We start from the raw sequence: 26342 nt of genomic DNA, 5'->3' as shown, positions 1-26342 counted from the left end.
GCCTCACGCAGTGGGCCGGGAGCGTCCCTGCCGACCGTATACGGGTAGAGCTGCGCAAGCTGACTGCGGACCCGTCCCGACTGCGTATCTGCGGCGACTCCCACGGCGTGCTGCGTGGTCCGTTCCTCGGAACCGCCCGCCCCAGCTTCGGCGGGGGCGGCGGACCCCAGCGCTGCGGTTCGCCTGCCGCTGGGTGGCGGGCGTTGCCTGATCGTGAATCGCCGCCGACCACGCGGGAAGAAGCCGGTGGTACGGCTCAGCCCTAGGCTTGTCGCATGATCCGTGCAGTGGCATTCGATGTCGGAGAGACCCTGATCAGCGATGACCGTGAGTGGGGCGCGTGGGCGGACTGGCTCGGCGTGAAGCGGCACACGCTATCGGCCTTGGTCGGCGCGGTGGTCGCGCAGGGCCGGGACAACGCGGATGCGCTGCGACTTGTCCGACCGGGGATCGACATCGAGGTCGAGCGGGCCGCGATGGAGCGGGCGGGCTGTGGTGAAGCACTGGACGAGACGGACTTGTACCCGGACGTTCGCCCGGCTCTGAACGCGCTCCGTGGCGCAGGGGTTCGTGTGGTCGTGGCGGGCAACCAGACGGCGCGAGCAGGGCGGTTGCTTCGCGCGCTCGACCTGCCGGTGGATGCATTGGCCACATCGGGAGAGTGGGGCGTGGCCAAGCCGGCACCGGAGTTCTTCGCTCGCACCGTTGAGCTTGCTGAGGCCGCGGCGGACGAGGTGCTGTACGTCGGCGATCACCCGCGGAATGACGTACTGCCTGCCCGCGGCGCCGGGCTCCGGACGGCTCACCTGCGCCGCGGTCCGCTCGGTCACCTCTGGGCGGACGGCGAGGACGCGCGGACCGCCGACTGGCGAGTCGAGAGTCTGACGGAGCTGGTGGACGTTGTACGGGCGCGGTGATGCCAACTGAACGGCTCCGTCTGCGAGATGCAGGCGGGGCCGTTTGCGTACCCGAGCTGTCACGGCGTGGGTACGGTTCGGAGTGGCTGCACCGAACGGAGACCGTATGTCCAGCGTCGTGTATCGCGGGGTGGGCCGCCGCATTGCCTACGAACGCCGCATCGTCGGCCTGACACAGGCCGATCTGGCCCGCGCCACAGGCATCGCCCTGGGCACCCTGCGGAAGATCGAGCGGGGCGAGCGGGGAATCTCGGACGCTGTCCTGGACGCCGTGGCCGCGGCACTCGACGTCGACCCGGCTCGGCTGCTGCCGGACCGGGAACGCCCGGATGATCGTGTGCACCAGGCCATGCCCACCCTGTCGGCAGTCCTCGCCGAGTACGAGGCGCCGGAGGACGGCCCATGTCGGGACCTGTGGGTCCTTGGCGAGGCCGTGGCGTCGGTTGTCGCTCACCGCCTCAACTCGCAGTACGTCCGCATCGCCCGCACTGTCCCGGGTCTCCTCGCCGAGCTCTGCCGCGCGCTGCAGGACGCGCCGCCGGGCGAGCGTGCAGCGGTGGCTCGTCTGATGGTGGACACGTGCCGGGCCGCGGATGCCGTGGCGTTCAAGTACGGCGCTCGTGATCTGTCAGCGCGTCTTGTCGACCTCATGCGGTGGGCGGCGGGCCAGACCAGCGACCCGCTCGTGGAGGCGACGGTGGCCTACGTCGGCACGGAAACCTACCTCGCTGCGAGGGCACACACCGCAGGGCTGCGAGCTCTGGAACGCGCGGCGGACGCTGCGCCGCGGTGTGATCGACCTGCAGCGATCGTTGCTCGCGGCGCGCTGCACATGCGCGCCGCGGTGATCGCGGGCCGGGTAGGCAACGGGAATGCGGCGGAGACACACTTGGACGAGGCGCGGGCGGCTGGTGACCGGGTACCCGAGGACGTCTATCAGGGCACCGCATTCGGTCCGGACAGTGTCCGCGTGCACGAGGTGTCCGTGGCCGTGAGCCTGGGAGACGGCCACTTGGGCCGGGCCCTGACGCTGGCTCGGGAGTGGAAGCCGCCGCGGTGCCTGCCGGCCGAGCGGCGCTCGGGCTTCTACATCGAGCTCGGTCGCGCCCAGCTGTGGTCCGGTCGCCCGGATGCCGCGTTCGAGTCGTTGAAGCTCGCGCGTCGGATCGCGCCGCAGCACGCCCGTGAACACCGGTGGGTACGGGAGGACGCGGCCACCCTGCGCCGGCTGAAGCGCGCGGATGCCGAATCGCTCAGCAACTTCGCCGAGTGGTGTCACGCTGGTGCGGTCAGCTGACGGTACCCCTCGCGGGGGTACTTGAGGGGTACCTGCGGGGCGAATCTCTCCCTGAGCCCACCGACACAGGGAGAGACCGTGACCGCAATGACAGCTCCGCCTGACGACCCGCCCGCAGAACCTGACATGAGTCTCGTCCGGCTGCAGGGCGAGGCGGGTTCCTGGTGCGGCGCCGCGCACAGCAGCCTCAGCCCGGCCGGATCGGTCACCGCACCGGCTGAGGGCCGGGGCGTGCGTCTGGTCCGTCGTGGCCTGCCCCCAGCATGCCGCGCGGTGGTCACCATGACGGCGACCACCGACGCTCCGGGCCGGCACGAGATTCAAGAGTCGGTGGACCGCGCTCTGCACCTCGGCCCCCCGCCGCCGTACGACGACCTGGTGGGCCTGGAGCAGACGCTTCTACGCGCCATTGCGCTGCTGTACGCGCCCGTTGACGAGATGGTGAACGGGACGCCGCCGGACAGCGCTGACGGCTGCCGACTGCGCGCTCGTCTTGACACCGTCCGGCGCCGCACCGCAGGGGGTCTCGGGCAGGGGCTCATGTCCGCGCAGATGCAGGTCCGTGCTCTGGCACGTGACTGCCAGTGGCTGCTGGACCAGGTCCGGTGGTGACCGTCGACCGCGCTCCGCTGGTCTTCGTCCACGACCGCTGCGCGACGCGGAATCACCGTGATCGGGACATGCGGCTGACGGGCTGCCACAACTGGGCCGACAGCCATGGCTGGGTCCTCGCCGGCCGCTGGCTCGATCTCGGGGACCACGCGCTCGGGGCTGCCCGCCCGCAGCTGTATTCCTTGATCGCGGCCATGAGGGGCGAGTCCGAGCGCCGCGAGGTGCTGTGCCTGGTCCACAACTGGAGCCGGCTCGCGCACGACACCGACGAGCGGCTCGAGTGGCAGCGCCGCATCGCGCAGGACGGTGGTGGCTGGACCGCGACGACGTTCGGCGAGTCCGACCGGCGCTACCGCGCCGCGCCGGCGCAGGCTCGGCGGGCGGCCGACCCCTGAACTCCCGCGGCCGGGTGCCCCGTGAGGGCCGAGAGAAGGCCGTTCGCCGTCGCACCGTGGCGGTGGCCGGCCGGCACGCTGCCGTTACCGACCGGTCAATGGCACAATCTCCCACCCCGATGGAAGACACATGCCGTGCCCAAAATGTCACCAGCAGATGACCCGGACGCAGGACGGTTGGTACATCTGCTACCCGTGCGGCACGAGTCAGCCCGGCTGACCGCTCCCTGCCCTCAGTGCGGAGGCGTACTGACCAGCATTCCCCATGAATGGTGGCACTGTTCCCAGGACGGCTGCCCCTACGAGATAAACGGCGACGCGCACGGCCTCTACGTGCGGCTGAGTGAGGCGTTCGAGGCCGATCCGGACGGATTCTTCACGATGGTGCGGGCGCATCGCGATGAAGTGCGGGCCCTGGACCCGGTCTGGGTCCGGTAGGCATGGCGGGCGGCGAGCCCGGGTGAGCCGCCGGGCCGTCCCGGGGTGAGCGCCCCCCCGGGACGGCGTGTGCCACCTCAGGCGCGCGCCCGCGCCGCCGAGACCGGGCCGGTCTGCCGGGTGCGGTGCGCGAGGGTGGCCTTCCGCGTCGCCACGTCGACCGTGTACACCTCGACGGTCAGTCGTGCGCCGGACACCTTCAGCACCATGAACCCGTGGTCCGAGAAGTTCTGCCAGGCCGCCGGGTTCGTGAAGTGCGCCTTGCCGTCCTCCGTCTTGGCGGATGCGCCGCACACCACCTGACGGGTGCCGCCGGTCCGCGCCGTCGGCTCCAGCACCTGCAGCGTGTGGTCGTGACCGGACAGAATCAGATCGGCCCGCCCGCACACCACCTTCTCGTACATGTCCTTGAGGTGGACACCGCTGGTGTAGTTCCCGACCGTGAAGCCGTCGTAGGAACCGGCGCTGCCGTGCTTGCCGTTGTTCAGGTACGGATGGTGGCTCAGCACCACCTTCCAGCGGGCCCGCGAGGCGCGCAGTGCCCCCTCCAGCCAGCTCTGCTGCTCGCGCATGTACGGGCCGTCCCAGTGGAAGTACGGGTCGAGCTGCGCGACGTACGACGACCAGGGAATGGTGTCGATGGCGAAGAACTCCACCAGCGGGTCGGCGGCCGGCAGCGGCACGCTGTAGTAGCGGCCCGGCATGTACCAGCGCTTCGACGTCGTGGCGTACGCGACCTCACGGTCACCGCGGGACGGGTCGCCGCCGCTGCCCGGGATCAGCCCGGAGCAGTCGTGATTGCCCAGCACCATCAGCCACGGCACGTCGATGCCGTTGTTCGGCTTCTCGAACTTGTCCTGGAACTCGCTGTCGTGTGCCGACTCCGGACCGTTCTCGTAGATGTTGTCGCCGAGTCCGACGGCGAGACCTATCCGCTCGCTGCGGCAGACGTCCCGGGCGGCGGCCGCCACCGCGTACTGTGCCTCGTCGCCGGTCCCCGCGTCACCGGTCACCAGGACGGCGAATTCCCCGTTGCCGTTGGGGTGTTCCGGGAACGGGAAGGCCCCGGGTGCCCCGCGGCGGGGTGCGGCGGAGGCGGCCGGCGCCTGCGTCCCCGACGCCAGCACCGTGAGGGCCGCTCCGGCCATCGCGCCGCCCAGCAGGGTCCGCCGGTTCACCCACTGCGGCGTGCGCCCCGTCGTGCGCATCGGCGGCCCCTCGGCCGCCGGCTGCGAGCCGGTCCGCAGCCACTCCCGCTCGGTCATGTCCGCCTGCGGCGGGATCAGTTCGTCATCACACATGCCTGGTTTTCTCTCACGACCGGCAGGGGTGGTGGTGACGGAATGATGAATCAGAGGTGGACGTATGGCGATCGTGCGAAGCTTGGGCTACCTGTCGGTAACTACCCGTTCCCGCACGTCAGCAGGGCGTGAGAAAACGCGCGGAAACGGGTCTGCGGTTCACCGGGGTGCGGCGGTGGTCCGCTGCGCGGCGCGGCGGAGGGTCCGACCGAGGTGCCGGGCGTACAGTCGCTGGAACACCGGAACCAGCGGGCCCGCCAGCCGGGTGTACCAGCGGCCCGGCCGGCTGAAGGCGGTGACGGTGAACCACACCGAGTCGTCCGCCCGCCGCTCCACCACGAACGCCTCCTCGCCGCACTCGGGGTGCCCCGCCCGGGTGCCGTAACCGAAGCCGATCCGGCTCTCGTCGGACACCGTCCACACCACCCGGCACGGCGCCACCAGGCGCAGCGGGCCGACGCCCAGGGCCACCTCGACCGCCACGCCCGGTGCGGCCTGTGTCGCGTCGGCCCGGATGACGGTGCCGGCCGCCCGGTGCATCCGGAAGGAGGTGACCGCCTCGCCCGCCGCGACGAGGACGTCCCGCCCGTGGCCGAGCGGCACCTCGACGTGCAGATGGCTGTAGCCGGCCGGGAGCGGGGTGCGCCGGGTGGCGCCCTCTTCGGGGTAGTTGACGTCGCTCATGCGTGGCGCTCCTTCGGGGTGGGGGCGGCGGCCGGAACGGTCCCGGTGGCCCGGTGCGGGTGTGGATGCGGCGTCGTGGCCCGGAGCCGGTGCTGGGCGAGGAGGGCGCACAGGGTGAAGCCGAGGGCGTTGCCCAGGCCGTGGGTGGCGGCCATCCAGGCGAGGGAGGGGTGCGGCAGCCCGGTCGCTTCGCCGAGCGCCCAGCTCAGCGCGAGCAGCATGGTCGCCACCAGTACCACCGCGGAGCAGCCGAGCAGTGCGCGGGTCGTCCGGTCGGGACCGGCACCCCTGAGGTCGCGCCAGGTGAGCAGGCCCACCAGCCACATGCCGGCGGTCAGCACCAGTGCACCGGCCAGTTCGGCCCAGTCGTCGAGAAAGTAGCCGGCGAGTACGAGCAGGGTGCCGGCCGGGACGCTGAGCGCCGCGAGCCGGCCCGCCCGGCCGGCGCCGGTGGCCCGGCAGACCAGCCCCGCGACCAGTGCGGCGGCGAACCCGGCGAAGTGGAAGTGCGGCACGGTCAGCGCGAGGATGTCGAGGTCGAAGCCGAACAGCCGGTACCCGGCGCGCTCGGCGACCAGCGCCAGTCCCGCAACGGCCGGAGTGGTCAGCGCGGTCAGGACCGCGATCTCGGCGGGTGCGAGCGAGCGGGTGCGGGCCGCCCGCCGAGGGGCCTGTGCGGCGAGCGCCAGCGTGGCTGCCGCGTACCCGGCGGCGCAGCCGGTGGCGGCCGGGCCGCGCGGCAGCCACAGCGCGAGCGACCCCGCGGTCGCGGCGAGCGGCCAGATCCGCCGGAGCGTGGCCGTCCCCGGGCCGTCGATCAGCCCGGCCCCCAGCGGGATCACCACGAACATCCCGAGCATGACGATGAGATGGACCAGCGTGGTCATCACGTCCCCCTTTCACGGCCGTCGGGCCGTTCCCGGACCGACAGTACGCGCAGAATTGAACACGTTCAAGAAAGCCCTCGTGCGGCGGCTGCGTAGACTGCCGCGGCCAGGGCGGGAACGGGAGACGATCAGGGGCGGGGCACCATGCGGATGCATGTCGACCGGCGTCAGGAACGGGTGGTCGCGCTGGTCCGGGAGCGCGGCAGCCTGCGGGTGGCGGACCTGGCGGAGGAGCTGGGGGTCTCCGTCGTCACGGTGCGCCGGGACGTCGAGGCGCTCGCGGAGCGCGGCGTGCTGGTCCGCCGGCACGGCGCCGTGCTGTGGCCCGGCGGGGTGTCGGCGCCGGACCGTGCGGGGGCCGCGCCCGGAGCCGCGGCACCGGTGGTGGGCATGGTCGTCCCGACCGTCGACCGCTTCTTCGGCGACATCGTGCGCGGCGCCCGCGAGACGGTCGAGGAGCGCGGCGGCCGGCTCCTGCTCGGCCTGACGGGATACCGGCCGGCGGAGGACGCCGCACAGATCGAGCGGCTGCTCGGCGCCGGTGCCGAGGGGCTGCTGCTGGCGCCCAGTTGGCAGGACGGACTGCCCTCGGCCGCTGAGCAGGAGCGCCTGCTGAGCGGGACCGCCCCCATCGTCCTGGTGGAGCGGTGGGCGCCGCCGGGCAGCCCCGCGGCCGAGCTGGACCGGGTGGGCACGGACCGGGCGCACGGCGCGGCGACGGCGGTGCGGCACCTCACCGGCCTGGGGCACCGCCGGATCGCCCTCATGGTGCAGGAGAGCGTTCACGCGAGCCGGATCCGCGACGGCTTCCGGGAGGCGGTGCGGTCGTTGGGGCGGGCGGTCGAGCCCGTCCCCGAGCGGATGCCGCCGCCCTCGGCGAACGGCGCCGAGCGCCTGGAGCGGACCCTGGAACAGCTGGTCCGGGCGATCGCCGAGGACGGTGTGACGGCCGCCCTGGTGCACAGCGACGCGGACGCCATCGCCCTGGTGGCCCGGCTGCGCGAGCGCGGGGTCCGGGTCCCGGAGGACCTGGCGGTGGTGGCCTACGACGACGAGGTCGCCTCGCTCGCGGAGGTGCCGCTGACGGCGGTGGCGCCTCCCAAGGGGGCGGTCGGCACGACGGCGGCGCGGCTCCTGCTCAGCCGCATCGCCGCGGCATCCCACGGGCGCGATATGACACCTCGACAACATCTCGGTCTCTTGCCCGAGTTGCGGATCCGCGCCTCGTGCGGCGCCGGTACCGCGGCCGAGCCCGCTACCGAAGCGGGCCCAGCCGTACCGTCACCTTCTGACTGACCCCGCCGGTTCCCGTGAGGTCCCCGAAGGCCAGGGACAGGGATGCGCCGGTGGTGACAGCCGTGAGCGTCGGCGGCCGGGACAGTACGGCCGCGACCGGCCGGTTCCAGGAGAGCCTCAGCGAGGTCCGGGCGCGCATCGGATCGCTGACGCCGATGACGGCCGTCCCGTCGGACCGCTCGTGCACCGTCACGCTCGCCGGGGCATCGACGGTGAGCGGCCCGGCCGTGCCGCCGGACCAGAAGTTGACGCCGGTGAAACCCGAGGTGGGTACCGAAATCCCCTGGATGTCATCGGTGTTGGCGAGGAGGCGCAGCCAGTCGCGGTCGGCCGCCCGCGCCGCGGTGCGGGCCGCACTCGCGCCGGGCAGCAGCACATAGGCGTAGCGGGCACCGGACGGGTCGGTGCCGTGGTCGGTGAGCAGCGTCAGATAGCGGCGGCCGATCGGCTCCGCGGAGCCGCCCGCGTTGATGTCCCGCCAGGTGCCGGAGCGCGCCACGCGGTGCGCCGTCAGGGCACTGCCGTCGGGGAAGACGTACCCCGCATGCCCGGCGAGATGCGCCCAGCGGGCTCCGGGCAGCGTCGCCGACCAGGGGTACGCGGTGGGCTGCCGGCGCCCGTCGACGGTGAGGGCCGCCGCGCCCGTCGTGCCCAGATTGCGGTTGTCGACGGTCGTCTCGACGGGGCGACCGTCCGCCGCCGTGATGCCGGCCCCCAGACAGACCACCGCGTCCGCCACGAAGAACCACGACTTCTTCGCGCGAAGCGTGCCGGCGAGCCCCTTGAGGTGCTGACCCGCCGAGGCGTAGGTGCCCGTGTCGCTGCCGCCCACCCAGGACACCTCCGGGCGGGCCGCGCCCCAGGTGCCGCCCTCACCGTCGGCGAGCTCCTTGCGGGAGACGGTGGTACCGGGCAGTCGCAGCGGATCGACGGTCGGCCAGAAGGCGTCGCTGTACTGGCCGTTGGCGAGAGTGTCGCCCCACCAGTAGAGCATCCCCGCGCCGGTGTGCCAGCCGCGGACGTTCTCGCCGTTGCCGTTCTCGTAGTACGTGATGCGGCGGGAGGCCATGGACAGCGCGGCCGCCCAGCCGGGGCGGCGGTGCACCGCCCGGTCCATCCCCGGGAACTGCCGGTGCCCGACCGGCTCGGGGGCCGGAGTGACGTCCTCGTCGTCCAGCACCTCCCTGATCCGGGCGAGCGCGCCGATGGACAGGACCGGGTCGTCCAGCACGGGGGAGTACCGGTCGCGCCGGCACCATCCCCGGGCCAGTCCCCGCCACCGGGCCCGCTCCTCCGTGCTCGCCCCCTCGCCGAGCAGCAGGATCGAGGCGATGACGGGATGCCCCCGCAGGTGGTCGTCGGCCTGGACCTTCGCCGGGTCGCTCGCGGCGATGCCACGGCTGACCGCGCGGCCCGACACGCCGTCCATCATCAGCCCGTTGAAGAGGAACGGCGCGTAGGAGCGCTCCACCGCGTCGAGGAACATCTGGCGTCCTGGATCGGTGACCGCCCACGGGGAGCCGCCGAGCAGCGCGAACAGCCGGCTCAGACCGTCGATCAGCACCGCCCCGTACGAGCCGGTGCAGGGCACCCAGGTGTGCTGCACCACCGAGCCGTCGGCGTGGATGCCGTCGCCGGTGGTCACGTACGGGAAGACCGGACTCAGCGCGTCGCGGGCCAGCGCGATCTTGTCGGCGCGGGCCCCGACGATGCCTCGCAGGGCCAGCACCCGGCACAGGTCCACCCGGTTGGCGCCCGTGCTGGTGCCGGTGTAGGAGCCCACCGCCGCGTCGGGGACGAAGTGGTCGACGGCCGTGAGGTAGCGGGCCCTTCGGTCCTCGGTGAGCTGGTCGTGGAGGAGTACGCAGGTGTCCAGCAGCTGCTGGGGGGCGCCTATCTGCCAGTTGTACCAGTTGCCGTAGCGGGTCGTCCGCTCGTTGTAGACCTGCTGGTGGAGATGGTCGAGGCCGGTGCATACCGCCGCACTCAGCCGCTGGTCACCGGTGAGCCCGGTGCCGGGCTGGGCGTACGCCTGGGCCATGGTCTGCAGTCGGGTGCAACTGGTCTGGATCTGCCCGGAGTAGCCGTACGACTCGGGGTCGGTGTCCGGCTCGGGATCGGCGTACACCGCGTCGGGCCACAGCGATCCCTCGGCCGGCGCCATCGTGGAGGCCAGGCGTTCGGCGTCGGCGCCCAGGGCGGCCAGCCGGCCCTTGAAGGGCGGGGCGGTGGGGCTGAACCCGCTTCCCAGGATCAGTTCCCGCCATCGGGTGCGCAGCGCCGCGAAGTCGTCGGCGGAGGGCCCCTGTTGGGCCGTCGGAGCGTCGGGTGACGTGCGGGGGGTGGCGAGGGCGCGGGCGCCGGGCGGGCCGGCGGCGAGGGAGGCGCCTCCCGCCGTCAGGAGCAGGGAGCGGCGGGACCATGGGTGCGTCATGGGGGCCTCCGTGGCCGGGAGGAGAGCGCGCCGGGCAGTGCGGCGTGCCGCGTGCCCGTATGAAACACGAGCGCCCTCAAACGCTCAATACCTTCGCCCAAACGCACAAAACGATCGTTCGCTCGCCGGGGCGGCCGCGCGCCGGGCCGTGTCCGTTCTGCGGCGCGCCGTACGACATGCGGCGCGCAGTACGACCTGTGACGCCCGGCCCGGCACGCTCCCCCCGGCCCGGGCCGGGGGGAGCCCGGCGGTGGTCAGCGCTGCACCACGAACGACCGGCCCTTCTTCGCGTTCGAGGAGCAGGATGCCTGCTCCGCGCCGGTCATCTTCCGGGTCTTGACCGTCACGGCGTTGCTCTGCCCGTCCGTGCCGTTGTCCGCGGGACCGCTGACGGTGTCCGGCACGAACCAGAAGTAGTGCCCCCACTTCGGGCTGTCGTAGTGGGTCTGCCAGGTGCCGGACACGTCCTGCATGACCTGCGCACGGGAGATCCACCCCACCTCACCGGGCTTCACCGTCATGTTCAGGGAGCTGTTCTCGGTGTGCGAGCTCGACCAGGTGTGGCTGTAGGTGGCGGTCACGCTCAGGTTGATGAGGCCGGCGATGGTCCCGCCGGCGGTGACCGAACCGCCCGCCGAATCCGTCGAGCCGACGGTGTCCGCCCAGCCCATGGACTGGGTGGCATCCGAAGAGCTGCAGTTGTAGAGCGAGTTGGAGACCTGCCGGAAGTCTCCGAGATACGCCTTGCCGAGCGTCGGCTCGTTGAAGCTGCACTTGCCTTCGCCGGAGGCGCAGTCGGCTATGAGTTGCTCGCGGGTCGGGCCGTCCTCGGCCGCGGCCGGCACCGCCATCGCCGCGACCAGCCCCAACGAGGCGGTGGTCAGCGCCATCAGCCGGCTCCCCCTGCGCATTGCTCTACCGTTCCTGCCGTTCCTGCTGTTGCTTCTGTTCGTCGTCATCCTGCTGTTGCCTCTCGCCCAGCACACACGGACACGGGGAAGCGGCGATTCCGCAGTGGCGTGATGCGTATTGCGTTCGCCGCCGTTGCGTTCGAGACTGGTGTGAAATCTGATTCAACTACACCAAGAGTCGGTAAAGTTGTAGTTGATCCCGAAACAGTCCCTTTAGGGGGATTGAAGCGGAGGGAGCGTCAGGTTCGGGTCGGAGTGCGGGGGTGCGGGGGCGCGCACTGAGGGGGCCGGTCAATCGCCGGCGGCCAAGGCGCCGTCGAGGACGGTTCGTACGGCGCGGGCCACGAAGTCCTTCTCGACGGGGCGTCGGCGCAGCACGACGCGGAGCCACGCGGCCCCGGCGAGCAGGTCCACCAGCAGCATGGGATCCGTGTCCGCCGAGAGTTCTCCACGGGCGACGGCGCGATCGAAGACCGGCTGCTCGCGGGCGAGCCGGTCGGCGAAGAACTCGCTGATGTGGTCGGCGAGTTCGGGGCTGTGGGTGACCGCGCCCAGTGCGGAGACGGCGATGTCGGCCGCGGGCGGGACGGTGAGCAGGGTGAGTACCGTGTGCAGGAGCGCCTCCAGGTCGCCGCGGAGGCTGCCGGTGTCGGGAAGTGTGAGATCGAGCCGGCTCGCTCCCGTGAGCGCGGCGCCCAGGAGCGCGCCCTTGGAGGGCCACCAGCGGTAGATCGTCGTCTTGTTGACCCCGGACCGCTGGGCGACCGACTCCACGGTCAGGCCCTCGTAACCTTTCGCCGCCAGCAGGTCCAGCGTGGCGTCGAAGATCTCCTGCGCCTTGCGGGGCCCGCCGCTCCGGCGGGTGCGGAGTTGCTCCTGCTCGGGTCGTCGGCCCTGCTCGTGGTCCCGCTTCGCGTCCATGGCGCAAGGTTATCAGCGAAAAGCAACGCAACGTTGCGTTGCATTCGGGTAGCGTGCCGGCCATGGACTCCAACAGAACCGGGCTGCCCCTCGTCTTCGTGCACGGCACGCGCGTGAGCGGCACGATGTGGCGACCCGTGATCCAGGCCATCGGCACGCGTCACCCCACGGCGGCGCCCGACCTCCCCGGCCACGGGGCCCGGCGCGGCGAGCCGTTCACCATGGCCGGTGCCGTGGCGACGGTCGTCGACGCCGTGGACACACTCGGCGGCCGCGCCCTGGTGGTGGGGCTGTCGCTGGGCGGCTATGTCGCCACGGCGGTCGCCGGCAGCCATCCGGACCGGGTCGGCGGACTGGTGGCGATGGGATGCACGGCCGTACCGCGCGGACTGCTCCGTGCCACCTACCAGGGAGCGGCACGGATGGCAGCCAGGCATCCGCAAAGGGCCGATCGCCTCAGCGAGTTCGGGTTCCGCCGTACGCTGCCCCGCCCGCTGGCCGACGCCATGGTCGCGGGCGGCCTGAGCTGCGAGGTCACGCCGAGCGTCATCCGCGCCGTCGTCGCGACGGACCCGTTGGCCCATCTTGCGGCATATCCGGGCCCCGTCTGGCTGGTGAACGGCGAACGCGACCGCTTCCGCCGGGACGAGCGCCGCTTCCACCACGCCTGCCGCGACGGCCGCGTCCTCGTCCTGCCGGGCTGCGGACACCTCACCAGCCTCGCCGACACGGCGGCGCTCACCCGCCACCTCCTGGACGCCGCGGCGGTCGTCACGGCCCGCACGGACCGGACGCCGGCCCGGACGGGCGGTACCGCGTCATCGCCGTAGGAGGTCCGGCGGCGTCAGGGCCGGTCCGGGAGGGTGTCCGCCCGGCCGTGCCGACCCGCCCCGGCCGCGAACCGGGCGGCGCCCGCCAGGCTCTGGGCCAGCACGCCCTGGCCATGGCGCAGTTCCGCGGCCATCGCCGCTTCCTCGTCGTGGCCCTCCTGCGCCAGCAGGGAGGCCCGGTCGCTGCGCAGGCACGCCTGAGGGAAGCGGGCGATCTCCGAAGCCAGGAGCTCGGCCTCCACACGGGCCGTACCGGTCGGCACCACGCGGCTGGCCAGGCCGATGTCCAGCGCCTCGGCGGCCGGCACCGGGCGGCCCGTCAGGACCAGGTCCCTCGCACGGCCCGCGCCGATCAGCCGGGGGAGGCGCACCGTGCCGCCGTCGATCAGCGGCACGCCCCAGCGGCGGCAGAACACCCCGAAGACGGCGTCCTCCTCCACCACCCGCAGGTCGCACCAGAGCGCCAGCTCCAGGCCGCCGGCCACCGCGTGCCCGGCGACCGCCGCGATCACCGGCTTCGTCAGCCGCATCCGGGTCGGCCCCATCGGGCCGTCGCCGTCCGGCGCGACGCGGTTGCCGTCGGCGGTGCCGACCGCCTTGAGGTCCGCGCCGGCGCAGAACGTACCGCCCTCGCCCCACAGGACGGCGACGCTCGCCGTGTCGTCGGCTTCGAACGCGCGGAAGGCGTCGGCGAGTTGGCGGGCCGTCGCGCCGTCCACCGCGTTGCGGGCGGCCGGCCGCGACAGCACCACCGTGGTCACCGGCCCGGTGCGCTCCACCCGTACGGACATCAGGCGCCCGCCCCGGCCGGGTCCTGCGGCCGGGCGCGGTCCAGGATCGCGCCCAGGTCGAGGCCGGTGGGCAGCGTGCCGAAGGCGTTGCCCCACCGGCCGCCGAGCCGCGAGGCGCAGAACGCATCGGCCACCGCCGGGTGGCTGTGGCGCACCAGCAGCGAACCCTGCAACACCAGTGCCATCCGCTCGGCCAGCGAGCGCGCCATGAGCTGCGCCCGCTCCGGGACGGCCAGCTCGCCCAGCATGTCGCGGAGCCCGGCCACCGCCGCGTCCAGCCGCCGGTCGGCGCCCGACGCGGCGTCCACCTCGGCGAAGAACGCGTCCAGCGCGGCGGGTTCCTTGCCCAGGGCCCGTAGGACGTCCAGTGCGGCGACGTTGCCGGAGCCCTCCCAGATCGACAGCAGCGGCGCCTCCCGGTACAGCCGCGGCATGCCGGACTCCTCGACGTAGCCGTTGCCGCCGAGGCACTCCAGCGCCTCCGCCGCATGCGTACTGCCCCGCTTGCACACCCAGTACTTGCCGGCCGCCAGTGCCAGCCGGCGCAGCGCCGCTTCCTGGGCGTCCCCCGCCTGCGTCCGGTCCACCGCCGCCGCCAGCCGCATCGCCAGCAGCGTCGCCGCCTCCGACTCGATCGCGAGGTCGGCCAGCACCGAGCGCATCAGCGGCTGCCGGTCCAGCTCCTTGCCGAAGGCCCGCCGGTGAGCGGTGTGGTGCAGCGCCTGCCGCAGTCCGGCCCGCATCCCGGCCGCCGATCCCAGCACGCAGTCCAGCCGGGTCATGTTCACCATCTCGACGATGGTCCGCACACCGCGGCCCGGTTCGCCGACCGGCCAGGCCACCGCCTCGTCGTACTCGATCTCGGACGACGCGTTGGAGCGGTTGCCCAGCTTGTCCTTGAGCCGCATCAGCCGCATGCCGTTGAGCGTGCCGTCCGGCAGTACCCGCGGCACCAGGAAGCAGCTCAGCCCCTCCGCGGTCTGTGCCAGCGCCAGGAAGAGATCGCTCATCGGCGCCGAGGTGAACCACTTGTGGCCGGTGATCCGGTAGGTGCCGTCGCCGGCCGGCACCGCCTGGGTGGTGTTGGCCCGTACGTCGGAGCCGCCCTGCTTCTCCGTCATCGACATGCCGGCGATCAGCCCCGCCTTGGTCAGCGGTGCGCGCAGGCCGAAGTCGTACCTGCGGGCGGCGAGCAGCGGCTCGTACTGCGCGGCGAGGTCCGGTGCGGCACGCAGCGCGGGGACGGCGGCGTACGTCATCGAGATCGGGCAGCCGTGGCCCGGCTCGGCCTGCGACCAGACGTAGAACTTCGCGGCGCGCACCAGATGCGCCCCGGGGCGGTCGTCGGACCAGGGCGCGCCGTGCAGCCCGTGCTCCACCGCGACCGTCATCAGCTGATGCCAGGCGGGGTGGAAGTCCACCTCGTCCACGCGGTGTCCGAAGCGGTCGTGGGTGCGCAGCCGGGGCGGCTGCTCCTCCGCCCGGCGCGCCTGGTCCGCCACCGCCGGCGAACCGGCCAGCGCACCCAGCGCGGCCACCTCCGGCTCGCCCCACCCGGCGCCCTCCCGACGCAGCGCCTCCAGCAGGACCGGCTCGTCCGCCGTGCTGAAACCGGTCAGCGGCGGGGCCTGGTTCAGGACTTCGTGAGTGACGGTCATAGCGTCGACGTTACAGATATGCGACACCTGTGGGAAGAGCGTAAGGTCCTTGGTGTCGGCCGGGCCGTGGCTAGAATTCCGGGCACTCATGAACGACGACTCCCTCGCGCTCCGCCCGCTCGCCGCCCGCTCCATCGTGCTGAGCACCCTCTTGGGGCACCATCCGCCCCGGTTGCCCGCGCGCGCCCTGGTGCGGGTCGGGGAACTCTTCGGCATCGCCGAGGGCACCGTCCGGGTCGCGCTCTCGCGCATGGTGGCCGCCGGCGACCTGCGGCAGCGCGCGGGCTCGTACGAACTCACCGCCCGGCTGCTGGCGCGCCAGGCCCGGCAGGACGAGAGCCGGTCGCCCAGGACCTGCCCCTGGGACGGGGACTGGGAGATCGCCGTGGTCACCGCCGACCGGCGGCCGGCCGCGGAACGGACCGCGCTGCGGCAGGCGATGGCGGCCCTGCGGCTGGCCGAGCTGCGCGAGGGCACCTGGCTGCGGCCCGCCAACCTCCAGCGGGCCCGCCCGCCCGTCGTCACCGGGCAGTGCACGCTGCTGACCGGCACCCCGGACGGCGACCCCGCGGCGCTGGTGCGCACGCTGTGGGATCTGCCCGGCTGGTCGGCGCGGGCGCACGCCCTGCTGGCCGCCCTTGACGAGGCCGCCACACCCGCGGACCGCTTCACGGTCTCGGCGGCGGTGCTGCGCCACCTCCTCACCGATCCGTTGCTCCCGGGCCCGCTGCTGCCGGCGGACTGGCCGGGTGCCGAACTCCGCCGCCGCTACGACGAGTTCGCCACCGAACTGCGGGAGCTGCTGCGGCTGTACGTCATGCCGGGCGGCGCCAACTGATCGTTGCACGGCCGCAAGGCGCCGTGCGCGGTGCGTGCGGACCTGCGCCGCGCGTGTGCACCGGGCTCCGCGAGTGCGCCCGGCGGACGCCCCCGATGTGAACGGGTGACCGATATTTCGGGGATTCACGTGCCACTGGCATGAAGGGTGCGCCCCTACCCGCCCGGTGAGTGCGCCATGCGACGGCGGCTGTCCCCGAAGTGGCGGCAAGGGGGCAAGCCCGTCGGCGACGGCGCTCCCGCGCGCTCTGTCGATGCCGACTCCGGCCGTGGTTGTGTCTGACCCGTCGAATTCATCGCACCTCGCAGAATTCGCTGCACAACGCAGTACGAGGCAATGCAAAGGCGATACGTGACAGAGTGCCACGTTTCCTGAATAGCCGCCAGACAACTGCGCGGCGAGCGACGGGAGCAAGAAATGGAAATTTCTCGGGTATCGGAAAAGGCGGCGGAGCGGACTTCGGAAAGGGGTGCGGACGCGGCGCGGAGTGAATTCCGGGGCCTTGGGGTCCGGGGGGTCGCCGCGGCCGCGGTCCTCCTGGCGGCCGGCGCGCTGAACGTGGCGGCCGAGGGAACGGCAGAGGCGGCCGCCAACGGGACCTGGGACCGCCTGGCCGGCTGCGAGAGCGGAGGGAACTGGCATGCCGACACGGGGAACGGGTTCTCCGGCGGACTGCAGTTCGCGCACACCACCTGGCACTCGTTCGGCGGCGGCGGCTACGCGGCCCGGGCGGCCCGGGCGAGCCGGCTGCAGCAGATCGCGGTGGCGGAGCGCGTACTGGCCCGGCAGGGTTGGGGCGCCTGGCCCGCCTGCTCGGCCTCGCTCGGCCTACGGGGCTCGGCCACCCCGCGTACCTCCGCACCCCGCACCACGGCCCCGCACACGACCACTCCACGGCGAACGGCCCCGTATGCCGCGCCGGCCCCGGAAAAGCGGTGGAAAGCGGCCCGCCACCGGAGTACCGGCGATTTCGTCGTGGTGAATCCGGGCGACACGGTCAGCGGTATCGCCGCCGCGCACGGATGGCGCTGGCAGGAGTTCTTCCGGCTCAACCGCCAGGTGATCGGATCGGACCCGGACGTCATTTACCCGGGAATGCGGCTCGCCGTACGGCGCTGAGGCGCCGGCCGGCCGGAAGGGAAATGCAGATCCGGGCCGGATGAGTCAGTCGTGGATATGCGGCTGAGGGGAATGCAGGCCGTCCGTGGCGCCGCGGACGGCCTGCCCGCATTTCCCCCTCGCAGGCGCCCGTCTCATATGCTGCGCCGCCGCCGGAATTCATAGCCGACCAGCACCACGCCGACCGTCAGCAGGCTCAACCAGAACTGCGCCCGACTGTCCGGCAGCACCGCCATCGCCCCGATCACCAGCGCCATCAGCGCGATGGTCACCCAGCTCAGCCACGGGAACAGCCACATCCGCAGCGTCAGCCGCTCCGGCTCGGTCCGCTCCAGCTTGCGCCGCAGCCGCACCTGGGCGAAGGCGATCGCCAGATAGACGAACAGCGCGATGGCGCCATAGGAGTTGATGAGGAAGGAGAAGACGACATCGGGGGAGATCCAGGCCGCGATCACCGACAGATAGCCGACCGACGTTCCGGCCAGCAGCGCCCGGCGCGGCACCCCGCTCTCGCTCACCTTGGTGAAACCGCGCGGTGCGTCCCCGTTGCGGGTGAGGGCGAACAGCATCCGCGAGGAGGTGTACAGCGCGGAATTCAGGCAGGACAGGACGGCGATCAGCACCAGGGCGTTCATGACCGTCCCGGCCGCGGGCACCGCCAGCCGGTCCAGGACCGCGGCGTACGGGCTCACCTCGATCGCCTTGGACGTCCAGGGCACCACCGCGACCACCAGAAAGATGGACAGCACGTAGAAACCCACCACCCGCAGCACGATGGAGCGGATCGCGTCCGCCACCGCCCGCTCCGGTTCCACCGACTCGGCTGCCGCGATGGTCACGATCTCCGCGCCGGTGAAGAACCCGATGCAGGGGACGACGGCGGCCAGCACCGCACCCACCCCCTCCGGCGCGAACCCGCCGTGCGCCGTCAGGTTGCCCAGCCCACCATGGGCGTGCGGCCACAGCCCCAGGACGTACAGCGCGCCCAGGAAGAGGAACACGACGATCGCCACGACCTTGATCGACGAGAACCAGTACTCGAACTCCCCGTAGGCGCGCGCCGAGACCATGTTGCTCGCGGTCAGCAGCGCCATCAGGACGAGGCTGACCGCCCACAGCGGGACACCGGGAAGCCAGAGCTGAACGATCCGGCCGCCCGCCACCGCCTCGACGGCGACCACGATCACGAAGAAGTACCAGTACAGCCAGCCGACCGTGAACCCCGCCCGGAACCCGAGGGTCTCGCGGACATGGGCGTAGAACGAGCCGAGGGCCGGGCGGGCGACGGTCATCTCGGCCAGCATCCGCATGATCAGTACGGTCAGGACACCGGCCGCCAGGAAGGACAGCACGGCGGCCGGCCCGGTGGACCGCACGACCACACCGCTGCCGACGAACAGCCCCGCTCCGATGACCCCGCCCAGCGCGATCAGCTGCATGTGGCGGCGTTTGAGGCCCTGCCGCAGGCCGCCCTCCGTCGCTGCGCCCGCCGCCTCCGTCGCGGGTGCGGCGTCCTGCGTCGATCCTGTGTTCACCGTGCTCATGGGGGCCGACGCTAACGCGCCAATCGTGCAGCGCTGTTGCGGCAGTGTTTCGCCCCGGGCCACCGCGTGTGCGCCGTGCCGCACAGGTCACAGCGGCAGTACGCACACCGCCATCGGCGCCGCGAACGGCTCGCCCGCAGGCGTCAGCGCTCCGGTTCCCTCGTCCACTGTGAACACCGTCACCGAACTCGACTTCTGGTTCGCCGCGAACAGCAGCCGCCGGTCCGGCGAGAGTGCGATCTGCCGCGGGAAGTCCCCGCCGACCGGCACCGTGTCCAGCAGCCGCAGCCGTGCGCCGGCCGCCTCCACGGCGTAGCGCGTGAGGCTGTTGTGACCGCGATTGGCGAGATACGCGAAGCGCCCGTTCCCGGTGAGGAGGAACTGCGCCGGGTAGCTGGTCCCCGTAGCGGTCCCGGTGGACTGCGGTGCGCCGGGGGTCAGTCGACCGCTCCGCCGGTCGTATCCGCAGACCACCACGGTGTTGTCGACCTCGTTCGCCAGGTAGGCGAAGGCGCCGGAGGGGTGGAACGTCAGGTGCCGCGGGCCGGCGCCCGGCCGCAGCGCCGCATACGACACCCGGGCGAGCCGGCCGGTGCGCTCGTCGAGCCGGTAGGTGTACACGGTGTCGTTGCCCAGATCGACGGCGAGCACATGGCCGCCGTCCGGGCTGGTGACGACCTGGTGCGCATGCGGCCCGTCCTGGCCGGGGCCGGGCGGCGGTGCGGAGTGCGTGACCAGGTCCGTGCGCGGTCCCAGCGCACCGCTCTGCGGGGATATGGGGTGGACGGCAACACTCCCCGAGAGGTAGTTGGCGCTCAGCAGCCAGCGGCCGCCGGGATGCACCGACAGATGGCAGGGGCCGGCACCGCCGGTCGGCTGGGTACCCAGCACCTCGGGCGGCGCGCCGCCCGGCGGCAGCGCGAGGGCCGTGACGCCCCCGTCCTCCCGTTCGTCCACCGCGTAACAGGTCCGCCCGGACGGCGCGAGCGCCAGATAGGAGGGGTCGGCGACGCCCGTCACCACTCCCGTCGCCGTCATTGCGCCGTTGGTGGTGTCGTACGACGCCAGGCCGACGCCGGTGCCGCCGCCCTCCTTCGAGGTGTACGTCCCCAGGAGGAGGGGGCGCTCGGTGCGCGGCCGGCGGCCGGTACGCGGGCGCGGGGACCGGCCCGGAGCCGCGTCCCCGACCGTGAGACCCGCCACCGCGACGGCCGCCGCCCCCAGGAACTGCCGCCGGCCGACGCCTGCCCCGGGCCCGGTCCCGATGCCTCGCCCTGTGCCTCGTCCTCGGCCTCGTCCTTCACGCATGCCACACCTCGGCTTCGGTGATCGCGGTTGGCGGATCTGGCAGTCAGGGTGGCCCGCGCCGCACAGGAGGGCAAGAGCGGCACCTCACCGCGGATCCCGCGCAGCGCCCGTGAACAGCCACACCGACGGGCGGAATCCGCGACAGCCGGATCCGACGACCGCATCCCGACGACCGGACCCTGATGCCCCCGTACACCGAGGTGATGACCCCGGGCCTTGGTGTAGCACTCCAGTCGTACGACACAAACCCATACACGGGTTGATTCGCCGGTACCCCTCCTCCTCGTAGTTTCGTGATCAAGGCACGGAGATGAGCGAAAGGCCACGGATCTATGTATGGCAAGGCATTCGCCCCGGAATATCAGGGCGAACTGGGCTCGGCACTGGGCGTGAACTCCTCGTACGAGGAGGTGCTGGACACGGCGAGCCGCGCGCGGGCCGACGCGGCCACCGCCCTGGAGCGGGCGCGTGCCGCGCTGGCGGTCGCCGAGGCCAACCGCCGGCTGGGCCGGGTGACGGACGCCGGGGCGGCCTGGCGGGACAGCTACCGCAGCGCACGGGAGGCGGGCGACGCCGCGGCGATGTCCTGGGCCCTGTGGAGCGGCGGCACGCTCGCCCGGCAGTGCGGCACGCTCCCCCTCGCCCGCCGGCTGCTCACCCACGCAGTGGACCTGGCCGACGGCAGCGGCGACCGCCTCGCGCACGGCTACTCCCTCGCCGGCCTCGCCGAGACCGGCCGCATCCAGGGCGACTACGCCGCGGTCGCCGAGCTCCACGAGCGCCTCCTCGAAGAGGGCCGGGCACACGGCGAGGCCCGCCACATGGTCTGGGCGATGTCCGGCATCGCCCAGATGCACCGCAACACCGGCGACTACGCCAAGGCACTCGACCTGTTCGAGGAATCCGTCCGAATAGCCACCGAGGCCGACGACGCCCGGGGGCGCGCCTGGTCGCTGCGCGGCGTCGCCGACGTCCTCTCCGTCCAGGGCGAACCCGACCGGGCGCTGGCCCTGCTCTCCGAGGCCGAGAGCATCTGCCGCACCATGGACCTCGCCGGCGCCCTCGCCTACAACCACAAGATGCGTGCCAACGTCCAGTACCGCGCGGGGCGTTACGACCAGGCCCGCGACACCTACACCCTCGCCCTGGCCGAGTTCAGCGATATGCACGAGCCGCGCGGCATCGCCCTCTCCCGCCTGGGCCTGGCCAAGTCCCGCGCCCGCCTGGGCCACGACCTGGACGAGACGCTGGCCGAACTCCGCGAACTGGAGGGCGACTTCATCCGTATCGGGCTGCGGCACGCCCGGGACATGGTCCTGGCCTTCCGCGCCGAACTCACCGGGGAAGCCGAGCTCACCGGGGAAGCCGGGACCGCCGGGAGGACCGGCCGCGCGCGGAGCGCGGGGGCGGCCGGCACGGCGCGCCCCACGGAGCCGACGGGCAGCGGCGGCGTGGCCGAGGTGACCGCGGCTGCCTAGGGCCGTCCCGGGACGTCGGTGACGGGCGACAGCGCCATGGGCCGCAGGAAGTCACCCTCCTCGGTGCGATGCCACCACGCCCCGGTCTCCCGCAGTTCCCGCCACGTCGTGAAGCGGTAGCGAAAGACCCGGGCCCGCACCCGCGCCGGCGGGACGTCGGGGAAGGGGTTCGTCCGCAGCAGGCGCAGCGCGTCCCGGTCGTTCGCCAGCAGCCGCTCCACGAACGGTACGAACCACGACCGTGCGTAGGCAGGGGAGAGGGCCGCGAACCACATCAGCCAGTCCAGCCGCAGGTGATAGGGCGCGAACTGGCGCGGCAGCCGCCGCACATCGCCCGGCTTCCCGTGGAACTCGTACGCCAGCCAGACCGTGTCCGGCCCGGTCACCGCGTCCGCCGTCCCCTCCACCACGATTTCCCGCCGCACCCGGGTGATACTGCCGAACGCGCCGTACGAATTGACCAGGTGCAGCGACTCGTACGACGTGTTCATGCGCTGCTGTCGGCTCACCAGATTGCGCGCCGGGCGGTAGCTGAGCAGGAGGACGCCCACGGTGGCCGCGATGACGACCGCCTCGAACCACGGCGGGGGAGTGCCCGGCGGCGTGGCCGGACGCCACCACGCGGGGGCGAGGGCCGACAGGGCCAGGGTGATGGTGAGCCAGTTCAGCCAGGCGAAATTGCCGGACAGCACCAGCCACAGCTGGGTGACGACCATGGCGGCCGCGGCCCATCCGGCCACCGGCTGCGGGGCGAAGAGCAGCACCGGCAGCGCGAGTTGGGCCACATGGTTCGCGGCGACCTCGACCCGGTGCACCGGCTTGGGCAGACGATGGAAGAACCAGCTCAGCGGGCCCGGCATCGGCTGCGTCTCGTGGTGGTAGTAGAGGCACGTCAGATCGCGCCAGCAACTGTCGCCGCGCATTTTGATCAGCCCCGCCCCGAATTCCACCCGGAACAGCACCCAGCGCAGCAGATACAGCACCGGTACCGGGGGCGCGGTCTCCGCGTTGCCGAGAAAGACGGCGAGCATGCCCGTCTCCAGCAGCAGCGACTCCCAGCCGAAGCTGTACCAGGTCTGCCCCACGTTCACGATGGACAGATACATCGCCCACAGCACGGCCCACAGCACCATCGACGCCCACAGCGGGACGGCATCCGCCGCGCCCGCCGCGACGGCCGCCGCCAGCAGTGCCCCGCCCCACGCCCACGATGCGAAGAACCGGTCCGAGTAGCGCAGCTGGAAGACCGAGGGCGCGGCGCGGAACGGCACCCGCGCCACGAAATCCGGCACCGGCAGCATCCCCCGGGCGCCGATCAACGCCCGGAACTGCCGGGCCGCCACAACGAAGGCGACGCAATACAGCACGGCCAGCATCCGCTGGAACACCAGTCGCCCGAGCCAGTAACCGGGATCCGTGAACCATTCCACCCGCCCATGGGTAGCACCGCGGCCGGGCCCGCGGGGAAACGGCGCGCGACCACCGGGGCTCGCTCACTCCCGGAGCCGGCCGCAGAAATCGAACAATATCGACAGCCCGGGGTGTGATGTTTCCGCCGCCCGACGACCTGCCGTTATCGGCGGAAAATGGCGAGCGCACCGGCCGCTCCGTCGATACGCTGGTGGTCGACGGACGACCCTTCGGGGAGACGCCAACACCATTGGCCCGTCGCGGGACCGCCACAAACCCTGGCCTACCTCCCGGTTTGTGAAGAAGGCGCCACCGCGTCGAACCGTTACCTCAATGAAGGAGTGCGTGGTGGCACTGCACAAGGCTCAGTACAAGCAGCCCCCGTCGAAGCAGGGTGACCGGCAAGGCCGCATCAGGGAAGTCCGCAACCTCGAGGTCTGGGGCCGCTGCGTCCCGGTGCGCCTCGCCGGCTGCGACGACGACCCCGCCGAGCCCTACATCTTCCGCGGCATCGACTGAGAGCGGGCGCGGCGGGCCGCGCGCCATCGTCCGGCCGCGTCCTCCGGGCCGGGCACAGGGCAGGGACGGGAGCGGCGCCGAGTGCGGCCGCTCCCGTCGTATGCGTTCACGGCCGGCGGCCCAACAGGCACAGCAGCCGTGTCAGGTCGTCGGCGTCGGCCGGGGGCTCGATCGCGGGCGCGAAGAGCCCGGAGGCGACGAGGCCCGGGGCATACGGCTCCACCTCGCGCAGGGCCGCCGTCGCCAGATGGCCGGGCAGCCGCTCGTCGGCGCCGATCGCGCGGGACAGGTCCCAGGCGTGCACGACCGCATCCGCCATCATCTGGGCGCAGTACGCATCGGCCGGGCTGGAGCCGTAGGAGAGATGGACGGTGCGCCCCAGTGCGCCCGGTTCGCCGAACACCGCCACGGCGGCCACCGCAGCGCGGTCCCAGACCGAGGCCGGGTCGGTGCCCAGCCGATCACCGTCGAGATCCTTGCCCACCTGGGCGATCGTTGCGCCGTCCCGCACCAGCCGGGGCACCCACAGCTGCTCGGCCGTCAGGTGGTTCACCAGATCGCGCACCGACCATCGGGTGCACGGTGTCGGGGCGTCCCACTGGTCGTCACCGACGTCATGGACCCGGGCCCCGAAGAGCGCGAGGGCCTCGCCGTGGGCGTGCAGGATCTCGTCATGATTCATGCTCCCCGAGGATAGGAGGGGGCGCAGGCAGCGGGGCGCGGCGGCGCACGGCGCGCGGGCCGGGCCCGCTCCGCAGAGCCCCATTGACCCGATCGGGCCAAACCGGACGGGAATTTCTTGAGGGCGCACCCACGGCCGCTCCACGGCGCCGGCCGGCACCGTGGAGCGGCGGCGGTCAGCGGGTGTGGAGCTGACGCTGCGGCACGATCTGCTGCGGCCGGCTGGGGCTGGACCAGAGAAGTTTCAGGTGGGCCTCGCCGGTGCCTTCGGTGTAGTCGATCCGGATGCGGTGACGGTGCCCGGCGGTGAGGGCGACGGTCCCCTTGTCGACCCTCGGGCCGTGCGGAGTGGCGCTGTCGATCACCGGTCTGCCGTCGATCCACAGCCGCACGGTGTCGTCGGAGACCGTCGTCAGGGTGTACGTCTCGTCGAAGCGCGGCTGGATGCTGCCGGTCCAGCGGGTGCTGAAGTGGTCGGCGGGGATCGTGGGGTCCGGGGAGCCGTCGAAGCGGTAGGACTTGTTCACGGTCGGGTCGACGGTGGTCACCGAGGGTGGGCCGGTGAAGGAGTCGTTGGCCCAGCTCTGCGCCGTCAGCCCGGTGCCGGTGCCGGCCGGGGCGGCCGGCGGCGGCTTGATGGTGAGCCGGAGGACGCTCGCGGCGGGATCGGTGGCCGCGCCGGACGGGGTGAGGTCGAAACCGTCGCCGGCCGCAGTGACCGCCACGCGCTGGGAGCTGCCCAGGACCGTCGCCGCGGTGACGGTGAAGGGGGCCTTGGCGGTGAGGTGCAGCGGCTTGCCGGGGGCGGGCCAGGACAGGACGGAGGCGTAGAGCTCGTCGCCCCGCCGGGAGACCGCGCCCCAGGCCGGTTCCGCGACCAGTCCGGTGTGCCCGGCCCCGTACACCGCGTCGCCCTGGCCGTGCGCGCCCAGCCACCGGCCGGTCTCGCGCAGCCGGTCCACGGAGGCTTGGGGAATGTGGCCGCGGCTGTCCGGGCCGACGTTGAGGAGGTAGTTGCCACCGCGGGCGGCCACCTGGAGAAGGTTGCGGACGATCGTCGCCGACGACTTCCAGTGGGTGTCGTACCTGGCGAAGCCCCAGTGGTCGTTGAGCGTCATGCAGCTCTCCCACAGCTGCCCGTCGACCGGCTCGGTGGGGATCTCCTGTTCCGGTGTGCCGAAGTCGCCGTCGACGACCTCGCGTTTGCCGACCCGGTTGTTGACGATCAACTTGGGGTCGAGGCCGTGCAGATACGCCTGGAGATCGGCCCCGTCCCGACGGGACCAGGTGTTGGCGGGGTTGTCGGCGTCCCACTCGCCGTCGAACCACAGCAGCGCCGGGTCGTAGGTGTCGACCAGCTCTTCGAGCTGGCCGTACATCCGTTTCTTGTAGCGCGGGAAGGTCTCCGGATCGGCGAAGTCGGGGTCGTGCCAGTCCCAGATCGAGTAGTAGAAGCCGAGCTTGATGCCGGCCGCGTCGGCCGCCGTCTTCAGCTCGGCGAGGATGTCGCGGTGCGGGTCGAAGGAGGAGTGGTCGCGCAGATTCCAGGTGTTCTGCCGGGTCGGCCACATCGCGTAGCCGTCATGGTGTTTGGCGGTGATGACGATGTAGCGCTGACCGGCGTCCTTGGCGGCCTTGACGATCGCCTCGGCGTCGAAGTCGGCCGGGTTGAAGGTGGCGGCCTGCTTCTCGTACGCGTCGTTCGGAATCGCGCATTCGCGCTTGATCCACTCGGCGTTGCGGCAGACGGTGCCGTCGGGCCGGGTGTACTCGCCCTCCAGGTTGGAGTACGCCCCGAAGTGGATGAACATCCCGAAGCGGTCCTGGCGCCACCAGGAGGTGCGCTCGGCGGTGAACGGGTCGTCGGTGGCGTGGTTGGTGCCGGGGCCTGCGGCGGGCCGGGTCGGGGCGGGCGGCTTCGCGGCGGCGGTCACGGGATTGCCGACGGTCGGCAGCAAGGCGCTCAGCGCTGCCACCACGCCCAGTAGCCGAAGACGTCTTCTGCGGTGGTGCATGACGGGCTCCTTCGGTCGTGAGTCGGTCGGTGCTCGGTCGGTGATGCGGTCCAGGGGT

24 protein-coding genes are annotated in these 26342 nt (G+C 72.4%); 11 read left to right on the top strand and 13 right to left on the bottom strand.

The window, feature by feature from the left end; genetic code table 11:
• The first annotated feature begins 275 nt into the window (after positions 1-275).
• From ACGFML_RS14725 to ACGFML_RS14705, 5 genes are all read left to right on the top strand, one after another.
• A complete protein-coding gene (locus ACGFML_RS14725; RefSeq protein ID WP_393543564.1) occupies positions 276-917 on the top strand; it encodes an HAD family hydrolase in 642 nt (213 codons plus the stop codon).
• Between the two features lie 106 nt (positions 918-1023).
• Positions 1024-2214: a helix-turn-helix domain-containing protein gene (locus ACGFML_RS14720; RefSeq protein WP_393543562.1), complete on the top strand. Its 1191-nt coding sequence runs from the start codon at positions 1024-1026 to the stop codon at positions 2212-2214.
• Between the two features lie 126 nt (positions 2215-2340).
• On the top strand, positions 2341-2826 hold the full coding sequence (locus ACGFML_RS14715) for a DUF6415 family natural product biosynthesis protein (protein ID WP_393543561.1): 486 nt from the start codon (positions 2341-2343) through the stop codon (positions 2824-2826).
• Positions 2823-3221 (top strand): recombinase family protein, encoded by a 399-nt coding sequence (locus ACGFML_RS14710; protein WP_393543559.1) that lies wholly within the window; start codon positions 2823-2825, stop codon positions 3219-3221. Before ACGFML_RS14715 ends, ACGFML_RS14710 begins: the two co-directional genes overlap by 4 nt.
• A 195-nt stretch (positions 3222-3416) precedes the next feature.
• A complete protein-coding gene (locus ACGFML_RS14705) occupies positions 3417-3659 on the top strand; it encodes a hypothetical protein (protein ID WP_393543557.1) in 243 nt (80 codons plus the stop codon).
• 77 nt (positions 3660-3736) lie between these two features.
• On the opposite strand, the gene ACGFML_RS14700 is transcribed toward ACGFML_RS14705, so the two are convergent.
• From ACGFML_RS14700 to ACGFML_RS14690, 3 genes are all read right to left on the bottom strand, one after another.
• Positions 3737-4960, bottom strand: coding sequence for a metallophosphoesterase (locus ACGFML_RS14700; protein ID WP_393543556.1), 1224 nt, complete (start codon positions 4958-4960; stop codon positions 3737-3739).
• 159 nt (positions 4961-5119) lie between these two features.
• Positions 5120-5644: a DUF1990 family protein gene (locus ACGFML_RS14695; RefSeq protein WP_393543554.1), complete on the bottom strand. Its 525-nt coding sequence runs from the start codon at positions 5642-5644 to the stop codon at positions 5120-5122.
• Positions 5641-6531, bottom strand: coding sequence for a YndJ family protein (locus tag ACGFML_RS14690; RefSeq protein WP_393543552.1), 891 nt, complete (start codon positions 6529-6531; stop codon positions 5641-5643). Before ACGFML_RS14690 ends, ACGFML_RS14695 begins: the two co-directional genes overlap by 4 nt.
• 144 nt (positions 6532-6675) lie before the next feature.
• Between ACGFML_RS14690 and ACGFML_RS14685 the strand changes: the two genes are divergently transcribed.
• Entirely contained in the window at positions 6676-7827 is a 1152-nt protein-coding gene (locus ACGFML_RS14685; RefSeq protein WP_393543550.1) for a substrate-binding domain-containing protein, read from the top strand.
• Here ACGFML_RS14685 and ACGFML_RS14680 read toward each other — a convergent pair.
• From ACGFML_RS14680 to ACGFML_RS14670, 3 genes are all read right to left on the bottom strand, one after another.
• Positions 7787-10261: a polysaccharide lyase 8 family protein gene (locus ACGFML_RS14680; RefSeq protein ID WP_393543549.1), complete on the bottom strand. Its 2475-nt coding sequence runs from the start codon at positions 10259-10261 to the stop codon at positions 7787-7789. The two genes, ACGFML_RS14685 and ACGFML_RS14680, sit on opposite strands and share 41 nt — an antisense overlap.
• A 254-nt stretch (positions 10262-10515) precedes the next feature.
• Complete coding sequence (locus ACGFML_RS14675; RefSeq protein WP_393543547.1) at positions 10516-11172, bottom strand: hypothetical protein; 657 nt, start codon at positions 11170-11172, stop codon at positions 10516-10518.
• A 291-nt stretch (positions 11173-11463) separates the two neighbouring features.
• Positions 11464-12093, bottom strand: coding sequence for a TetR/AcrR family transcriptional regulator (locus tag ACGFML_RS14670; RefSeq protein WP_393543545.1), 630 nt, complete (start codon positions 12091-12093; stop codon positions 11464-11466).
• Positions 12094-12155: 62 nt separating this feature from the next.
• On the opposite strand from ACGFML_RS14670, the gene ACGFML_RS14665 reads away from it, so the two are divergent.
• On the top strand, positions 12156-12923 hold the full coding sequence (locus ACGFML_RS14665) for an alpha/beta fold hydrolase (RefSeq protein WP_393543543.1): 768 nt from the start codon (positions 12156-12158) through the stop codon (positions 12921-12923).
• 14 nt (positions 12924-12937) lie between these two features.
• Here the strand turns inward: ACGFML_RS14665 and ACGFML_RS14660 are convergent, their stop codons facing one another.
• Both ACGFML_RS14660 and ACGFML_RS14655 read right to left on the bottom strand, forming a co-directional pair.
• Positions 12938-13714 carry a crotonase/enoyl-CoA hydratase family protein gene (locus ACGFML_RS14660; protein WP_393543541.1) on the bottom strand — a complete coding sequence of 259 codons (777 nt, stop codon included), beginning with the start codon at positions 13712-13714 and terminating at the stop codon, positions 12938-12940.
• On the bottom strand, positions 13714-15372 hold the full coding sequence (locus ACGFML_RS14655) for an acyl-CoA dehydrogenase family protein (RefSeq protein ID WP_393543539.1): 1659 nt from the start codon (positions 15370-15372) through the stop codon (positions 13714-13716). Before ACGFML_RS14655 ends, ACGFML_RS14660 begins: the two co-directional genes overlap by 1 nt.
• Before the next feature lie 88 nt (positions 15373-15460).
• Between ACGFML_RS14655 and ACGFML_RS14650 the strand changes: the two genes are divergently transcribed.
• The gene (locus tag ACGFML_RS14650; RefSeq protein ID WP_393543537.1) at positions 15461-16210 is read left to right on the top strand and encodes a PaaX family transcriptional regulator C-terminal domain-containing protein; all 750 of its coding nucleotides are present in this window, start codon (positions 15461-15463) and stop codon (positions 16208-16210) included.
• A gap of 417 nt (positions 16211-16627) precedes the next feature.
• Positions 16628-17329, top strand: coding sequence for a transglycosylase family protein (locus tag ACGFML_RS14645; RefSeq protein WP_393543535.1), 702 nt, complete (start codon positions 16628-16630; stop codon positions 17327-17329).
• Between the two features lie 134 nt (positions 17330-17463).
• Here the strand turns inward: ACGFML_RS14645 and ACGFML_RS14640 are convergent, their stop codons facing one another.
• Both ACGFML_RS14640 and ACGFML_RS14635 read right to left on the bottom strand, forming a co-directional pair.
• Entirely contained in the window at positions 17464-18873 is a 1410-nt protein-coding gene (locus tag ACGFML_RS14640; protein WP_393543534.1) for an amino acid permease, read from the bottom strand.
• Between the two features lie 87 nt (positions 18874-18960).
• Positions 18961-20181, bottom strand: a complete 1221-nt coding sequence (locus ACGFML_RS14635; RefSeq protein ID WP_393543532.1) for a lactonase family protein — start codon at positions 20179-20181, stop codon at positions 18961-18963.
• Between the two features lie 332 nt (positions 20182-20513).
• Between ACGFML_RS14635 and ACGFML_RS14630 the strand changes: the two genes are divergently transcribed.
• On the top strand, positions 20514-21659 hold the full coding sequence (locus ACGFML_RS14630) for a tetratricopeptide repeat protein (RefSeq protein ID WP_393543530.1): 1146 nt from the start codon (positions 20514-20516) through the stop codon (positions 21657-21659).
• Here the strand turns inward: ACGFML_RS14630 and ACGFML_RS14625 are convergent.
• Positions 21656-23089, bottom strand: coding sequence for a lipase maturation factor family protein (locus tag ACGFML_RS14625; RefSeq protein ID WP_393543528.1), 1434 nt, complete (start codon positions 23087-23089; stop codon positions 21656-21658). The genes ACGFML_RS14630 and ACGFML_RS14625 overlap by 4 nt on opposite strands.
• A gap of 328 nt (positions 23090-23417) precedes the next feature.
• Between ACGFML_RS14625 and ACGFML_RS14620 the strand changes: the two genes are divergently transcribed.
• Positions 23418-23588 carry a hypothetical protein gene (locus ACGFML_RS14620; RefSeq protein WP_393543527.1) on the top strand — a complete coding sequence of 57 codons (171 nt, stop codon included), beginning with the start codon at positions 23418-23420 and terminating at the stop codon, positions 23586-23588.
• Between the two features lie 106 nt (positions 23589-23694).
• Here the strand turns inward: ACGFML_RS14620 and ACGFML_RS14615 are convergent, their stop codons facing one another.
• Both ACGFML_RS14615 and ACGFML_RS14610 read right to left on the bottom strand, forming a co-directional pair.
• Entirely contained in the window at positions 23695-24270 is a 576-nt protein-coding gene (locus ACGFML_RS14615; protein WP_393543525.1) for a TIGR03086 family metal-binding protein, read from the bottom strand.
• Between the two features lie 175 nt (positions 24271-24445).
• Complete coding sequence (locus tag ACGFML_RS14610; protein WP_393543523.1) at positions 24446-26284, bottom strand: alpha-L-fucosidase; 1839 nt, start codon at positions 26282-26284, stop codon at positions 24446-24448.
• Positions 26285-26342: the final 58 nt, after the last annotated feature.

Source organism: Streptomyces sp. NPDC048650 (assembly GCF_043199095.1).
Lineage (GTDB): Bacteria > Actinomycetota > Actinomycetes > Streptomycetales > Streptomycetaceae > Streptomyces.
The sequence above is the reverse complement of the archived record's forward strand: the minus strand, read 5'-3'. Positions and strand labels throughout refer to the sequence as shown.